Raw genomic sequence first — 16163 nt, 5'->3', positions numbered from 1 at the left:
TCAGGGGCGCGCCCTCAAGGCACGCCCGTGCAGGCACACGACACAGGCGCGCGTCTCGACGGACCCGCAGGACACCCCCGGCCGCGCCGGCCCACCGGTTGCGCCCCAACCGGACGCGCCAGACGCGCCCCAACCAGACGCACCGGACCACCGGACACACCGGACGCCCCTCAAAGAGCGTGCCGCACCCACACGTTGGGCTCGACGTACACCGCGTACCCGCGGCCCGGCTCGCAGTGGACCGGCACCAGCGCGCCGGGCACCTCGACCTGGCCCTCCTCGTCGAAGGGCAGCCCCGTCCACGCCCGCCACTCGTCGAGCGACGCCGCCACGGTCATCGACGCGGGCGCCACCGCCTCGATGCGCGCGCCCGCCCGGACGTGGACCCGCAGCCACGGGTCGTGCGGCAGCCCGTCGCCGCGCGTCCGGAAGGCGTACTCCGCCATCTCCGTACGCGGTTCCAGATGCTTCGCGCTCGGGCGTACCGGGGCGACGACCTCGTCGAAGCCCTGGGCCCGGGCGTTGTCACGCATCGCGGAGAGCATGCGGGCCGACAGGCCCGTGCCCTGGGCGTGCGGGGCGACGACGATCGAGATCGCGCTCACCGTGTCCGGTGCGATGCCGTGGCGCCGGTCGGAGAACGCCCACACCAGAACCTCGTCCCAGCCCCGCGCCGGCAGCTCGCCGCGGTCCTGGTCCGCGAGGGCGAACGGCACGCTGTAGGCGTGGGCGACCACCTCTCCGCGCTCGTCCTCGGCGAACAGCACGTACTCCGGCAGCTCGGTGGCGATGCGGCCGTAGTGCGCGTTGCCGACGGGGTCGTTGCGCAGGAACTCGGGCCACGTGTCCGCCATTCCCGTCACCTGGTCGTGCATCTCGGGCCGCTCGGCGAGGCTCGACACCTTCAGCTCCATGCGGGACACGGTAGGCGTCGACTCGGCCGGTGCGGAACGGATTTACCCGCGCCTGCGCGGATCCGGCCCCACCCCTCGCGCCACCCCGCTCAACCCGCTCAACCCGCTCAACCCGCTCAACCCGCTCAACCCGCTCAACCCGCTCAACCCGCGTGGAACCTATTCGGCGCCTGCGTCGAGGTCCCCCCGGAGGGGAGTTTCTGCCCGGGGCAGCCGGACAGCACCCGCTTCATGGCGTCCCTCTCGGCGGCGGTGACCCACAGCTCGTACTTCTTCTTCACGGCCACCTGCCGGGCCACATACGTGCAGCGGTAGGCCTTGTGGGGCGGGAGCCAGGTCGCCGTGTCCCCGTCGCCCTTGCTGCGGTTGCGGCCGGCGTCGACGGCGAGGAGGTTCAGCGGGTCGTTGGCCAGCGCTATCCGCTTGCTCGCGTCCCACTTCTGGGCGCCCTTCTGCCAGGCGTCCGACAGCGCGACGAGATGGTCTATGTCGACCTCGCTGCGGCCCCCTCGTACAAAGGTGACGTCCTTGTCGGTGTACGGGTCGGGGTCGAGTTTCCCGGAGCTCACCTGGCAGTCGCCGTCGCTGTACTTCACCTCCTTCAGGTCTCGTTTGAGTACGTCGTCGCGGGTGTCGCAGCCGTTCGAGTCGGTGTCGGCCCAGGGGCTGCCGAACTTGTCGCGGTCGTATCCCGTCATGGGTGCCCGCCCCTTGACGGTCAGTCCGTCGACGGCGGTGAGGGCGGCTCCGCCGGCGCTCGCGCCCGCCGAGTCCTCGGGGCCGGCCGAACCCGATGTCTCCGCGATGGTGCAGCCGGTCGCGGCGAACAGCAGTACCGCGGCTCCGGCGACCCTGGTCCAGAGCGTCACGGCGCTCCCTCCCCTTGCTTGCCCCTGTCCGCCCCGAGCGGGCGGTTTCCCTGGGCCTCACCGTACTGGCGAAAGGGTGGCGCAATAACAGGCAGCGAACGGACTTCGTCTGACTTCAACGGGCAAGTGGTGCACGACCGGCGCGACACCGGTGGTGACCGGCAGTTGGGAATCCCCCACCTCCTCGATGCCTCACACCTTCCCGATCCCCAACGTCGTCTCCGACGGAAGCAGCCCCGACCCGAGGACCGCGACCCAGAACTCCCCCAGCAGATCGGCGAGTCGACCGGTGTCGTCCGGACCCAGCGCCCGCCAGGGTGCGGCGGCCAGCTCGTCGGTGTGCCGCTCCACCCTCTGCCGGAGGGCGCGGCCGGCGTCCGGCGCGGTGCCGTCCTCGCTCAACAGCCCCCGCGCCACGAGCCGTTCACGTGCCGCGGCCCACTCCCCCGGACTCCACCCCCGGCTCTCGAAGCGCTCCACGGACGCGGCGCCTATCGCCGCGAACGACACGAGCGACTCGACGGGGTCCAGCCCCGCGACGAGCAGCGCGGCCAGGTGTCCGTCACCGCGGTGCTCACGCAGGATCGTCGCGGCATGCCACAACTGCTGATGCGGGGCTTTTGGCCAGGGCAACTCGGCGTTGGCGGCGGCCAAGGGGCGGCCGGCGGTGTTGACCGACTCGGCCGCGCGGCGGGCGAGCGCGGCGGCTTCGGCAAGCTCGGGACTGTCGACGCGGTCGCCGAATATCGCGCGGTACGCCCGGTCGATGCCCCGCGCCCTCGCCGCCAGCACCTTCCCAGGACTGGCGTTCCTCCACGCGTGATCCATGTGTTCGGCGACCATGCGGGGGCTGAAGCTGTAGAAGGCGGAGGCGACACGCTCGCTCCCGACGGCGCCCAACGGGGCCGCGCGCAACGGGAAGTAGCTCGGCCAGCGCTCCCCGACGTCGAAGCCGAGCGCGGCCGCCTCCTCGAAGACCTCCGGCGCGTAATAGAGCACGGCGTGCAGAGGCTCGATCAGATGCCACAGCTGCCGCACCCTGCCGAGCTCGACCCCATCGCCGCCCAGCACCGCCTCACCCGCGTCCACAGGCATGACGTATCCCCCTTCGCCTTTTTCGGTCGCCCCCGACCGTCCGACAACTTGACACTGTCTAGATTGCCCGACCACACCAAACTTGTCAATGCCTAGATTCGGCGTACGCTGCTGACCATGACGAAGAGCCCCCGCACGCCGTCCACCGGGCCCACCAGCCACTCCGGACCGTCCGAACCGTCAGCCACCAAGTCCGGCGGACGCCGCGCCTACCACCACGGGGACCTGCGCCGCGCGATCGTGACAGCCGCGCTCGACGTCATCTCCGCCGAGGGCCCCTCCGCGCTGAGCCTGCGGGACCTGGCCCGCCGCGCGGGTGTCTCGCACGCGGCGCCGGCCCACCACTTCAAAGACCGTACGGGCCTGCTGACGGCGGTCGCGGCGGAGGGCTACGGACTGCTGGCGGCCACGCTCACGGAGGCCGCGAACCTGAAGGACGCGGGCGTGCGCTACGTGCGCTTCGCCCGCGAACACCCGGCCCACTTCCAGGTGATGTTCACGCCGGAGCTGCTGCGCGGGAACGACCTGGAGCTGACGACGGCCCGTGCCCTGGCGGGCGAGCGCCTGCGCGACGCTGTCTCGGCCGTCCCGCCCGATGGCCGCGGCGCCGACGCCCGCCTCGCCGGTGTGGCCGCCTGGTCCCTGGCCCACGGCTTCGCCACACTGCTGCTCAGCCACAACCTGGACGGCCCGGTGGGCGACCAGGACCCGGAGGAGGTCTTCCGCCTCCTGAGCGGCCTGCTGTTCCAGGGCAGTTCCTGATCCGCCTTTTCCTGATCCGCCTTTCAGGAGAGCGACTTGGGTGTCACGACCCCAGAATCGAAGCCAGGAACTCCCCGGTCCACCCCAGCAACTCCCGCCCGACCAGCGGCTTGCCGCCGACCTTCGCCGTCTTCGGGCGGGGTACCAGCAGCTGGTGTGCGGCAGGCTTGATCACGGTCCCCGGATAGAGGCGCTTGAGGCGCAGTTCCTGGGACTCCCTCAACTCCGCCGGGGCGAAGCGGATGTTGTTGCCCTGGAGGACGATCTCGCCGACACCGCACGCGCGCGCGAGCATCCGCAGACCGGCCACCAGCAGCAGGTTCTCCACCGGCTCGGGCAACTTGCCGTAGCGGTCGACGAGTTCGTCGCGTACGGCCTTGACGTCCTCCTCGGAGTTGACCGAGGCGATCGCGCGGTACGCCTGGAGGCGCAGCCGCTCGCCGGGGGCGTAGTCGTGCGGGACGTGCGCGTCGACCGGGAGCTCGATCTTGACCTCCAGCGCCGGTTCCTCCACGACGCCGCCCTCCAGAGAGGCGCGGTAGTCCGCGACGGCCTCGCCGACCATGCGTACGTACAGGTCGAAGCCGACGCCCGCGATGTGGCCCGACTGCTCGCCGCCCAGCAGGTTTCCGGCTCCGCGGATCTCCAGGTCCTTCATCGCCACGTACATGCCCGCGCCCATCTCGGTGTGCTGGGCGATGGTGGCGAGGCGCTCGTGGGCGGTCTCCGTGAGGGGCTTCTCCGGCGGGTAGAGGAAGTACGCGTAACCGCGCTCGCGGCCACGGCCCACCCGGCCGCGGAGCTGGTGCAGTTGGGAGAGGCCGAAGTTGTCGCCGCGCTCCACGATCAGCGTGTTCGCGTTCGAGATGTCGATGCCCGACTCGACGATCGTCGTGGAGACGAGGACGTCGAACTTCTTCTCCCAGAAGTCGACGACGACCTGCTCCAGGGCGGTCTCCGACATCTGGCCGTGGGCCGTCGCGATGCGCGCCTCCGGGATGATCTCGCGCAGTCGCGACGCCGCCCGGTCGATGGACTCGACGCGGTTGTGGATGTAGAAGACCTGGCCCTCGCGGAGCAGTTCGCGACGGACGGCCGCGCCGATCTGCTTCTCCTCGTACGGGCCGACGAAGGTCAGGACCGGGTGACGCTCCTCCGGGGGTGTGGTGATCGTCGACATCTCCCTGATGCCCGTCACCGCCATCTCCAGGGTGCGCGGGATCGGGGTCGCGGACATCGTCAGTACGTCCACGTTCGCGCGCAGCTTCTTCAGCTGCTCCTTGTGCTCGACGCCGAACCGCTGCTCCTCGTCGACGATGACGAGCCCCAGGTCCTTGAACTTGGTCTCCGCGGAGAAGAGCCGGTGCGTGCCGATGACGACGTCGACCGAACCCTCGCGCAGGCCCTCAAGGGTCGCCTTCGCCTCCGCGTCCGTCTGGAAGCGGCTCAACGCCCGTACGTTCACCGGGAATTGCGAGTAGCGCTCGCCGAACGTCCCGAAGTGCTGCTGCACCAGCAACGTCGTCGGTACGAGGACGGCGACCTGCTTGCCGTCCTGGACCGCCTTGAAGGCCGCGCGGACCGCGATCTCCGTCTTGCCGTAGCCCACGTCGCCACAGACCAGGCGGTCCATCGGGACCGTCTTCTCCATGTCCTCCTTGACCTCGGCGATGGTGGTGAGCTGGTCGGGCGTCTCGACGTACGGGAAGGCGTCCTCCAGCTCGCGCTGCCACGGTGTGTCGCCGCCGAAGGCGTGCCCGGGGGCCGCCATCCGGGCGGAGTACAGCTTGATGAGGTCGGCGGCGATCTCCTTGACCGCCTTCTTCGCGCGCGCCTTGGTCTTCGTCCAGTCGGCGCCGCCGAGGCGGTGGAGGGTCGGGGCCTCGCCGCCCACGTACTTGGTGATCTGTTCCAGCTGGTCGGTGGGGATGTAGAGGCGGTCGCCGGGCTGGCCGCGCTTGGCGGGCGCGTACTCGACGACCAGGTACTCGCGGGTCGCGCCCTGGACCGTCCGCTGGACCATCTCGATGTAGCGGCCGACGCCGTGCTGCTCGTGGACGATGTAGTCGCCGGTTTCGAGGGTGAGCGGGTCGATCGTCTTGCGGCGGCGGGCCGGCATCCGGGCGCCGTCCTTGCCGGCGGCCTTCTGGCCGGAGATGTCGGTCTCCGTGAGCACGGCGAGCTTCAGCGCCGGGTCGACGAATCCGTAGTCGATCGAACCGCAGGCCACCTGGACGATGGAGGGGACGAGCCCGGCGAGGTCCGACTCCAGGCGGGCCGCGATGCCCTCGCCGCCGAGCACCTCGGCCGTACGGGCCGCCGGGCCGTGGGCCTCGGTGACGAACACCGTGCGCCAGCCGTCCGCGAGCCAGCCCTTGGTGTCGGCCAGCGCCTTCGCGGTGTCGCCGCGGTACGTCTCCGGGGCGTGCATGCCGAGCTTCAGCGTGTCCGCGTCCCCCGCCGCGTCGTCGGCGGACGTGAACGTCTCGTCGGCCGCGAACGGCGACACCGACCACCACATCATGTCCAGCTCGCGGGCCCGGTCCCGTACGTCCGCGATGCCCCACAGGGACGCCGCGTCCACGTCGATCGGGGCCTCGCCGCCGCCCGCGGTCGCCGCCCAGGACGCCTGGAGGAACTCCTGCGAGGTCGCCACGAGGTCCGAGGCTCGCGTGCGCACCCGCTCCGGGTCGCAGACGACGGCCATGGAGCCCTTGGGCAGGACGTCGATGAGCAGTTCCATGTCGTCGACGAGGACGGGCGCGAGGGACTCCATGCCCTCGACCGCGATGCCCTCGGCGATCTTGCCGAGCAGTTCGCCCAGCTCGGGGTGGGCCTCGGCGAGGCGGGCCGCCCTCTCCCGTACGTCGTCCGTGAGCAGCAGCTCGCGGCAGGGCGGCGCCCACAGCCCGTGCGCGGCGACCTCCAGGGACCGCTGGTCGGCGACCTTGAAGTAACGGATCTCCTCGACGTCGTCGCCCCAGAACTCCACGCGCAGCGGGTGCTCCTCGGTGGGCGGGAAGACGTCCAGGATCCCGCCGCGTACGGCGAACTCACCGCGCTTCTCGACCAGCTCGACCCGTGCGTACGCCGCTGCCGACAGGGCCGCCACGACGTCACCGAGGTCGGCGCTCTCGCCGGTCCGCAGGGCCACCGGCTCCAGGTCGCCCAGGCCCTTGACCTGCGGCTGGAGGACCGATCTGACGGGAGCGACCACGACGGAGACCGGGCCGGTCTCCGGGTCGTCCGGGCGCGGGTGCGCGAGCCTGCGGAGGACCGCGAGCCTGCGTCCCACGGTGTCGCTGCGCGGGGAGAGCCGCTCGTGCGGCAGCGTCTCCCAGGACGGGTACTCCGCGACCCCGTCGGCCGGGAGCAGTGTCCGCAGCGCCGCCGCCAGGTCCTCGGCCTCCCGGCCCGTGGCCGTGACGGCCAGCACCGTGCGGCCCGCCTCGCGGGCCAGCGCGGCCACGGCGAACGGGCGGGCCGCGGGTGGGCCCACCAGGTCGACGTGCATACGGTTGCCGTCGCCGGCGGCCTTCACCGCTTCGGTGAGTGCGGCGTCCTTGACGACGGCGTCGAGCAGACCGTGCAGGCTCATGAAGAGGTTTCCATCCGAGGATCCGAGGGAGCAACGCGAACCGCCCGACACGTCTGACGGGCCGGGGGTGTCCAGGGTACGACGCTGGGGTGACCCGTGCCCGCGCCTGTGGATAACGGGGTTTCTCCGCCCCCGCCGCCCCTACCCATTCCCGTCACTACTCGGGGGCCAGCCCCCGAACCCCCGCTCCTCAAACGCCGGAGGGGCTGAATACATTGCGGCCCGGGCCGCAATGTATTCAGCCCGTCCGGCGTTTGAGGACGAGGCCGTTCAGGCCGATCAGCGGGGGTCTGGGGGCGGCAGCCCCCAGGAACGGGACGGGACGGGTAGGGGCGGCGGGGGCGAGGAAACGCCACAACCCGGCACCCGCAAGTCCGGAGACTTGCCGGTGCCGGGCTCTCTTCCCCCGTGACCCCCGTCCACGGTGGCTCTGAGGCGGTGGTGGTGGCCGCAGTGACGGCGGCCACCACTGCCGCGGCTACTCCGTAGCGATCGCGTTCAGCACGTTCATCCGGCCCGCCCGGAACGCGGGCACAAGCGCGGCGAACAGTCCCACGAAGGCCGACCCGATGAAGACGCCGATGATCGTCGGCCAGGGGATCTCAAGGACCTTCAGGCCCTCCAGGGCGAGGAGCTTCTGGGCGGTGGCGCCCCAGCCCATGCCCAGTCCGAGGCCGAGCAGCGCTCCGAAGAGGGCGATGACGACCGACTCCAGCCGGATCATGCGGCGGAGCTGGCGGCGGGAGAGGCCGATGGCACGCATCAGGCCGATCTCGCGGGTCCGCTCCACCACCGACAGCGCCAGGGTGTTCACGACGCCCAGGACCGCCACGATGATCGCGAGGGCCAGCAGGCCGTAGACCATGTTCAGGAGCTGGCCGATCTGGTCCTTGAGCTCCTGCTTGTAGTCGGTCTGGTCACGGACCTGGTACTGCGGGTACGGGTCCATGGCCTTCTTCAGGGCCGTGTACGCCGTCTTCTCCTGGCCCTCCTTGGCCGTGGCGAACATGATGTCGTTCGGCGGGATCTTGTCGGCCGGGACGTACTTCTCCATCGTGGCGATGCTCATGTACCGCGCGCCCTTGTCGATGGCCACGTCGTCGTTCGTGATCGCCGCGACCTTCAGCTCGGCGGTCCTGCCGCCCTTGAAGGCGACGGTCATCGTGTCGCCGACCTTCACGCCGTGCTTCTTGGCGTATTCGGAGCCGAGCGACATCGCGTTGTTGCCGTAGGCCGCCGACAGCTCACCGGCGGTCGTCTCGCGGCGCAGGTCGCTCGCGTACGTCGGGTCCGCGGCCGTCATCTCGCTGTCCTCGGTCTTGCCGTCGGGCGAGGTCAGCTTGGCGTCGACCTCCTTGTAGCTGGTGACGTGCGCCATGCCCGGCGTCGACTCGATGGCCTTCTCGGCCTGCGGCACGATCCGCTGGTTGCCCTGGATGATGAAGTCCGTGCCGACCGACTTGTCGAGCTCGTCGGTCGCGGAGGCCACCATCGAGGAGCCGACCACGGAGAGGCAGGCGACCAGCGCGAGGCCGATCATCAGGGCCGCGCCGGTGGCGCCGGTGCGGCGCGGGTTGCGCAGCGCGTTCCGCTCGGCCAGCCGTCCCACGGGGCCGAAGCCGCGCAGCAGGACCGCGCTGATGGCCCGGACCACGACGCCGGCGAGCAGCGGGCCGATGATGACGAACCCGATCAGCGAGAGCACCACACCGGCGCCGAGCATCATCGAGCCGTCGCTCGCCTTGTCCGCGCCGGCCGCCGTGAAGAGCGCGGCGGCGCCGGACCCCGTGAGGACGAGGCCGATGATCCCCCGGATCCAGCCGGCCTTGCCGTCGGCCGGCGTACCGGCGTCGCGCAGCGCGGCCATCGGGGAGACCTTGCCCGCGCGGCGGGCGGGCAGATAGGCGGCGAGGACCGTGACGACGACGCCGAGGACCAGGCCGATGACCGGGGTCGTCGCCTTCACCGTCAGGTCGGCGGTGGAGAGGTTCATGCCCGCCATCGACATGAGCTTCATCAGGCCGACCGCGATACCGACACCCGCGGCGACACCCAGGATCGAGCCGATGACACCGAGCAGCAGCGCCTCGACCAGCACGGACCGGTTGACCTGCTTGCGGGACGAGCCGATCGCCCGCATCAGGCCGATCTCACGGGTGCGCTGGGCGACCAGCATCGAGAAGGTGTTGATGATCAGGAAGATGCCGACCAGGAAGGCGATCCCGGCGAAGCCGAGCATGGCGTACTTGATGACGTTCATGAACTCGCCGACGCCCTCGCGGCTCTCGTCCGAGAACTCCTTCTGCGTCTGGACCTTGTACGCCCCGGTGGCCGCCTCGGCCCCGGCGAGCGTGGTGGAGACGTTCTGCTTCAGCTGCGCGTCGGTGACGCCCTGCGCCGCCGAGACGTTGATCTGTGTGAACCGGCCGGTGGCGCCGAGCAGTTCGCGCTGGGCGGTGGCGGTGTCGAAGTAGACGACGGCGGCACCGGGGTTGGTCACCTTGAAGGTGGCTATGCCGACGATCTTCGCCTTGAAGTCACCGGTGACGGCGATGGTGCGCAGCTCGTCACCCATCTTGAGGTGGTGCTTGTCGGCGGTGTCGGCGTCGACCATCACCTCGGTGGGCCCGCGCGGGGCGTGTCCGGAGGTGATCTCCATCGAACGCAGGTCGTTCTTCGTCCAGTTGCCCGCGATCGTCGGGGCGCCGGTGCTGGACCCCATGTTCTTGTTCTTGCTGTTGACGACGGTCACGTTCATCGAACTGACCGCGCCCTCGGCCGACTTGGCGCCCTGCGCCTTCTCCGCACGGGCAACCGCGGACGCGGGCAGCGACTCCGGCTTGCCGTTCTGCGGGGTGTCGTCGGCCTTGGCCGCCTTGGGGGTGACCGTGACGTCGGCCGAGGTCGTCGCGAAGAGCTTGTCGAAGGTCGTGTTCATCGTGTCGGTGAAGACGAGCGTGCCGCACACGAAGGCCACCGACAGGAGGACGGCGACGGCCGAAAGGGCCATCCGTCCCTTGTGCGCGAAGAAGTTGCGCATCGAGGTCTTGAAGACGGTCATGACGTGCGCCCCCGGGCGTCGAAGTCCTTCATGCGGTCCAGGACGGCGTCCGCGGTGGGCTTGAACATCTCGTCGACGATCCGGCCGTCGGCGAGATACAGCACACGGTCCGCGTACGAGGCGGCCACCGGGTCGTGCGTGACCATCACGATGGTCTGGCCCAGCTCGTCGACCGAGCGGCGCAGGAAGCCCAGTACCTCGGCGCCCGCGCGGGAGTCGAGGTTTCCGGTCGGCTCGTCACCGAAGATGATCTCGGGCCGGGCGGCCAGGGCGCGGGCCACGGCGACGCGCTGCTGCTGGCCACCGGAGAGCTGGTTGGGCCGGTGCTTGAGCCGGTCCTTGAGCCCGACGGTCTCCACGACCTGGGCGAGCCAGCCCTTGTCCGGCTTGCGGCCGGCGATGTCCATCGGCAGCGTGATGTTCTCCAGCGCGCTCAGCGTCGGCAGCAGGTTGTACGCCTGGAAGATGAAGCCGATACGGTCCCGGCGGAGCTGTGTGAGCTTCTTGTCCTTGAGGCCGGTGATCTCGGTCTCGTCCAGGTAGATCTGCCCGGAGGAGACGGTGTCGAGCCCGGCGAGGCAGTGCATCAGCGTGGACTTGCCGGAGCCCGAGGGGCCCATGATCGCGGTGAACTGGCCCCGCGAAATGTCCACGTCGACCTGGTCAAGGGCGACGACGCGGGTCTCACCGGACCCGTACGCCTTCACGACCTGCCGCGCCCGTGCCGCGACGGCCGTACGTCCTCCAGTGCTGTCGTGCCTGGGAATGGTTACAGCCGATGTCACGGTATGTCTCCTAAGTCGGACGCCCTTGAGGACGACGAGATCTGCGGTTCTTGTGAAGGTCGTTCGTCGCACGGTTGCGGTGTTCGTTCACGCCGTGCGGTTACAGCGACAAGTCTGGCGGCGGCGGGTGGTCCACCGCGCTGGTGCCCAGCGCAGTCTTCTGCTGGGGAAAACCCCACCCCGGCAGGTGCGGTACACCGCCCCCCAGCGGCATAAAGCCAGGTTAAGGAGCGATTCGGCCGCTCTCCTCCTCCGGCAGTACGAACCCTCCCCGGGCCGTAGTACGGAGAGCCCCCTAGGGGATCTCCACCTCTCGGTGGAGCCCCTCTCAGGGACACCTCCACCCACCAGCCCGGTCAGCTTGCACCCTCCCGCGGCGTGAGGGTCAAGTGGGAGAGTGGCCTCCGGCAGATAGATGCAGGGGGAAGGAATCCAGTGGGCCAGGGGGAAGACACCGAGATACCCGCCGTGAAGGAGGACGAGCCCGCCTCGGCGCGGGCCGGGGCCCGCGGCCGACGGGCCGTCGTCGCCTCCCTCATGCTCTGCATGGGCCTGGCCGCGCTCGACTCCACGATCGTGTCGACGGCCGTCCCGCAGATCGTCGGCGACCTGGGCGGCTTCTCCGTCTTCTCGTGGCTGTTCTCCGGCTATCTGCTCGCCGTGACGGTCACCCTGCCCGTCTACGGCAAGCTCTCCGACACCTTCGGCCGCAAGCCGGTGCTGATCGCCGGCTCGATCCTCTTCCTCCTCGGCTCCCTGCTCTGCGCGCTGGCCTGGAACATGGCCGCGCTGATCGCGTTCCGGATCGTCCAGGGCCTCGGCGGCGGCGCCCTCCAGGGCACGGTCCAGACCCTCGCCGCCGACCTCTACCCGCTCGAACAACGCCCCAAGATCCAGGCCAAGCTGTCCACGGTCTGGGCCACCTCGGCGGTCGCGGGCCCGGCACTCGGCGGAGTGCTCGCCGCCTACGCCGACTGGCGCTGGATCTTCCTCATCAACCTGCCGCTCGGCGCGGTCGCCCTCTGGCTGCTGATCCGCCACCTCCACGAGCCCCAGCGCGAACGGAAGACCGCCGAGCGCCCCCGCATCGACTGGGCCGGCGCACTCACGGTCTTCGCCTGCGGCGGCGTACTCCTGACGGCCCTGGTGCAGGGCGGGGTGGCCTGGCCGTGGCTCTCGCCGCCCTCAATGGCCTTGTTCGGTACGGGACTTGCCCTGATCGCCGCACTCGTCCTCATCGAACGCCGGGCCGCCGAACCGATCATCCCCGGCTGGGTCTGGCGCCGCCGCACCATCGCCGCCGTGAACCTGGCACTCGGCGCGCTGGGCCTCCTGATGGTCGCCCCGACGGTCTTCCTCCCGACGTACGCGCAGTCGGTGCTCGGCCTCGCCCCGATCACCGCCGGATTCGTGCTCTCCGTATGGACGTTGAGCTGGCCGGTCTCGGCGGCCCTCAGCCAGCACGTCTACCGCCGCATCGGCTTCCGCCACACGGCGATGCTCGGCATCGGCACGGCCACGCTGATCCTGTTCGCCTTCCCCTTCCTCCCGTACCCCGGCGAGGCCTGGCAGCCCACGCTCCTGATGTTCCTGCTCGGCGGCGCGCTCGGTCTCTTCCAACTCCCGCTGCTCGTCGGCGTCCAGTCGACCGTCGGCTGGTCCGAGCGCGGCACGGCCACCGCGTCCGTACTCTTCTGCCGCCAGACCGGCCAGACGATCGGCGCCGCCCTCTTCGGCGCGGTCGCCAACGGGGTACTGGCCGCCCGGCTCGGCGGCGCGGGCGACCTGGACTCGGTGACCAAGGCGCTCGACTCGGGCGCCTCCGGCGAACACGTGCGCCGAGCGGTCGCGGAGGCCGTCCACGCCGTCTACTTCGGCGCGGCCTGCGCGGCCGGACTCGCCTTCCTGGTCCTGCTGTTCGTGGCGCCGAGGCGCTTCCCGGTACTCAAGAACCCCGGGGACTGAGGCCCACGGCAACGCTGCCGGCGACCCTCGACGGCGACGAGGTGCCGCCGTCGGTGTCGCTGGTCCAACTCAAGCAAGCGGGCCGCACTTGGGGCACTGGCACAGCGGGTAGCGCGTCGGCGACTCGATCGGCGGGGCCTCACGGGCGGGCTCGTACGTCACTCGCGGGCCCCAGGTCCGTCCGCTGTCCCGCGAGACCCGGAGGGTGATGTACGGGCCGGGGACTTTCTCGTCCGTCGCTGCCACTGCTGCCGCCTTTCACTGTCTGTGTTGATCAGGACACAGAGTGGCGTCACCGTGGGTACGCTCGACAGATAGCGGAGCGTGACAAGCAAACCTGCACGTACGGGAGTTGCACGGATGGCGATCGAGGACAATCCGCAGTCTCGGGTGAAGTACGGCGAGGAGCTGCGGCGGCTCCGCGAGGCGGCGGGCCTCACCCAGGAAGAGCTGAGCCAGCGGGCGGTGATGTCACGCACGCACATCGCCCACATCGAGGCGGGACGCAGACGGCCGGACGTGGATGACGCGCGTCGGCTGGATCAGGTGCTGGAGACGGGCGGGTTCTTCGTACGGTTCCTGCCGACGCTGGATGGCAGGAAGGTGGCGGAACACTTCAAGGAAGCGCTGGAGTTCGAGGGCAAGGCGACGGTGATCAAGGAGTACGCCCCCAAGTTGGTGCCAGGAATCCTGCAAACGGAGGCGTACGCTCGCGAGATTCTCAGCTCCGGCTACCCGCCGAAGAGCGACGAACAACGTGACAAGCTCCTCGTCACACGCCTCGCGCGGGCCAGCATCCTCGACAACTTCCGCTCTCCGGAGGTCTGCGCGCTCCTGGACGAGGCCGTACTGCGCCGCTACATCGGCGGCCCGGCAGTGATGTGCGAACAGCTCCGGCACATCGTGGGGTTGGGGAAGGACCGCCGTATCCGGTTGCATGTACTCCCCTTCACGGCAGGCGCCCACGCCCTGCTGGCAGGCTTTCTCTCACTCATGTGGTTCGAGGACCTGCCGCCAATCGCGTACGCGGAAGGCGTGAACAGTGGGCGGCTCCTGGAGTTTCCATCCGTGGTGCGTGAGTGCCAGGAGATCTACGATCATGCTTTGGGCGACGCGTTGTCGCACCGTATGTCCCTGGACCTAGTCCAGTCCGTCGCGGAGGATTACGAGCATGAAGCGCAGCGCGAACATCATCCCTGACGCCTCGGTGCTGCCCGCCTGGCACAAGTCCAGCTACAGCGGCGGCAGCAGCGACTCCTGCCTGGAAGTCACCGACCCCGCCTCGTACGCGGCGTGGCGTAAGTCCACGTACAGCGGCGGCAGCGGCGGTTCCTGCCTCGAAGTGAACGACTCCGCCCTCCCCGCCCGCATCCCCGTCCGTGACAGCAAGGACCCGGCCGGCCCCGCCGTCACCTTCTCCGCGCCCGCCTGGACGGCCTTCGTCACTTCGCTCGGTCGAACCAGGCCGTAGAGGGCCCACGGCGCCTTCCAGTCCTTGTTGTTGGTGGATGGTTCACCCAGAAACGAAGAAGTGCCTTGCGACCTGCGATGACGGGGTTTTTCCAGGACCACATCAGGCGCGATCGACAAGGCACTTCCGAGATGCGGTCTTCCCATGCCGCGGCGGCGGTCTCATCCGCGCCGGTCGGGGAGACGGACCCTGGTACGGCTGAAGGGGTTGGACTATCCGTTGTGTGGTTCGAGCTCGGTCGCCAGTGCCTGTTGGGTGGCCGCCCACGACGCCAGGAGCGCCAAGTTGTCGGCGGTCGGTGTGCCCGCGGGTGCGGTGTAGACGTTGAGGTGCAGGCCGGGTTCGGCGGGCAGTTCCATGGACTCGACGTCCAAGTCGAGCCGGCCCACGATCGGGTGGTGCACCCGCTTGCGGCCGGACCGGTGCAGCCGCACGTCCTGAGATGCCCACCGCTGCCGGAACAGTTCACTGCACGTTGACAGTTCGCCGACCAGGGCGATCAGTTCCTCGTCGTGCGGATTGCGGCCGGCTGCCATGCGCAGCTTCGCGGCCGCGTCACGGGCAACCTGGTCGTAGTCGACAAAGAGTTCTCTGGCCGCCTCGGGGTTCAGATAGACGAACCGCGCTGTGTTCGCGGGCCGTCGCGGGTCGTCCAGCACCGGTGAATACAGCGCGCGAGCGAGTTGATTCATGGCGAGCACGTCATAACGGCCGTTACCGATCCAGGCCGGCGCATCGGAGATGGCGTCGAGGACCTGCTGCAGTGTCGAGCGCACCGTCACGGCGGGCCTGCGCCGGCGTGGGCTGCGGGGCCCCCTGGACTGGCGCGCGAGGTGGAACAGGTGGTCGCGCTCGGCTTCGTCGAGTTGCAAGGCAGAGACCAACGCGTCGAGCACGCCGTCGGAGGCACCGGCGAGGCTGCCGCGCTCCATGCGCACGTAGTAGTCGACGGACACCCCCGCGAGGAGCGCTACCTCCTCGCGGCGCAGACCCTTGACCCGGCGGTTGCCGCCGTAAGCGGGCAGGCCCGCCTGCTCGGGTGCGATGCGGGCGCGACGTGAGCTGAGAAACTCCCGGATCTCGGTGCGTAGATCCATCACGGTCATCTCCTCACCGTAAGCCCGTCCCGGGGCCTAATGGATACCCGTCGCGGTCGTTGCGGTGCCGCCGTCCACCGGGATGATGGCGCCCGTGAGGTAGGACCCGGCCCGGCTGGCGAGAAACACGGCGGCACCCGCCATGTCGTCGTCGCGGCCGAGCCGGCGCAGAGGGGCCGCCGCCGCGATCGTGTCGCCGACGGCATCGAGAGTGGTCGCCATCATCTGCGACGGGAACACTCCCGGTGCCACCGCGTTCACCGTGATGTGCTGTGGGCCCAACTCCCTGGCAAGAACCCTGGTGAGCTGATGGAGTGCCGCTTTGCTGCTGGCGTACGAGTAGTTGGGCGACTCGGCGACGTGGATGGCGGCGATGCTGCCGATGTTGATGATCCGCGCGGGATCATCGGCGGTGCCCGCCTTACGAAGTGCCGGGAGCAAGGCCTGCACCCAGGGTCATTGCATGATCGGGATCTGTCTGGGTTCGTCAGGTGAGGCCGAGGGCTCGTAGGGGCCGGTGGTAGTCGCGGCCGGTGTGGCGGAGGG

Annotated in this window: 11 protein-coding genes and 1 pseudogene; 4 read left to right on the top strand and 8 right to left on the bottom strand. The window is 69.9% G+C overall.

The genetic code is table 11. The features are described 5' to 3' along the window. Positions 1–170: 170 nt before the first annotated feature. The 3 genes from ACH4YP_RS05195 to ACH4YP_RS05185 form a co-directional block, all read right to left on the bottom strand. A complete protein-coding gene (locus ACH4YP_RS05195) occupies positions 171–914 on the bottom strand; it encodes a GNAT family N-acetyltransferase (protein ID WP_361060956.1) in 744 nt (247 codons plus the stop codon). 143 nt (positions 915–1057) lie between these two features. Beyond that, positions 1058–1783 (bottom strand): HNH endonuclease family protein, encoded by a 726-nt coding sequence (locus tag ACH4YP_RS05190; protein ID WP_361060954.1) that lies wholly within the window; start codon positions 1781–1783, stop codon positions 1058–1060. A 192-nt stretch (positions 1784–1975) separates the two neighbouring features. Then, positions 1976–2878, bottom strand: coding sequence for a hypothetical protein (locus ACH4YP_RS05185; RefSeq protein ID WP_398489492.1), 903 nt, complete (start codon positions 2876–2878; stop codon positions 1976–1978). A gap of 117 nt (positions 2879–2995) precedes the next feature. On the opposite strand from ACH4YP_RS05185, the gene ACH4YP_RS05180 reads away from it, so the two are divergent. After that, a complete protein-coding gene (locus tag ACH4YP_RS05180) occupies positions 2996–3640 on the top strand; it encodes a TetR/AcrR family transcriptional regulator (protein WP_398489491.1) in 645 nt (214 codons plus the stop codon). 43 nt (positions 3641–3683) lie between these two features. On the opposite strand, the gene mfd is transcribed toward ACH4YP_RS05180, so the two are convergent. The 3 genes from mfd to ACH4YP_RS05165 all read right to left on the bottom strand — a co-directional run bounded on the left by mfd (position 3684) and on the right by ACH4YP_RS05165 (position 11084). Continuing rightward, positions 3684–7238, bottom strand: coding sequence for a transcription-repair coupling factor (gene mfd, locus ACH4YP_RS05175; protein WP_398489490.1), 3555 nt, complete (start codon positions 7236–7238; stop codon positions 3684–3686). Positions 7239–7716: 478 nt separating this feature from the next. Next, entirely contained in the window at positions 7717–10299 is a 2583-nt protein-coding gene (locus tag ACH4YP_RS05170; RefSeq protein WP_398489488.1) for an ABC transporter permease, read from the bottom strand. Further along, complete coding sequence (locus ACH4YP_RS05165) at positions 10296–11084, bottom strand: ABC transporter ATP-binding protein (RefSeq protein ID WP_398489486.1); 789 nt, start codon at positions 11082–11084, stop codon at positions 10296–10298. The genes ACH4YP_RS05170 and ACH4YP_RS05165 overlap by 4 nt, the downstream gene beginning before the upstream one ends. Before the next feature lie 459 nt (positions 11085–11543). Here ACH4YP_RS05165 and ACH4YP_RS05160 point away from each other — a divergent pair, with 459 nt between their 5' ends. From ACH4YP_RS05160 to ACH4YP_RS05150, 3 genes are all read left to right on the top strand, one after another. Continuing rightward, complete coding sequence (locus ACH4YP_RS05160) at positions 11544–13049, top strand: MFS transporter (RefSeq protein WP_398489999.1); 1506 nt, start codon at positions 11544–11546, stop codon at positions 13047–13049. Positions 13050–13409: 360 nt separating this feature from the next. Beyond that, positions 13410–14249: a helix-turn-helix transcriptional regulator gene (locus ACH4YP_RS05155; RefSeq protein WP_361061493.1), complete on the top strand. Its 840-nt coding sequence runs from the start codon at positions 13410–13412 to the stop codon at positions 14247–14249. Then, positions 14221–14520, top strand: coding sequence for a DUF397 domain-containing protein (locus tag ACH4YP_RS05150; RefSeq protein WP_361061495.1), 300 nt, complete (start codon positions 14221–14223; stop codon positions 14518–14520). The genes ACH4YP_RS05155 and ACH4YP_RS05150 overlap by 29 nt, the downstream gene beginning before the upstream one ends. Before the next feature lie 212 nt (positions 14521–14732). Here the strand turns inward: ACH4YP_RS05150 and ACH4YP_RS05145 are convergent, their stop codons facing one another. Then, the gene (locus tag ACH4YP_RS05145; RefSeq protein ID WP_398489484.1) at positions 14733–15617 is read right to left on the bottom strand and encodes a helix-turn-helix transcriptional regulator; all 885 of its coding nucleotides are present in this window, start codon (positions 15615–15617) and stop codon (positions 14733–14735) included. A 36-nt stretch (positions 15618–15653) separates the two neighbouring features. Then, positions 15654–16067, bottom strand: a pseudogene (locus ACH4YP_RS05140) (SDR family oxidoreductase); the annotation flags it as partial. Positions 16068–16163 lie beyond the last annotated feature (96 nt).

It is taken from the genome of Streptomyces sp. NPDC020747, from assembly GCF_044334695.1.
Taxonomy (GTDB): Bacteria; Actinomycetota; Actinomycetes; order Streptomycetales; family Streptomycetaceae; genus Streptomyces.
This window is presented reverse-complemented; position numbering and strand designations above follow the sequence as displayed.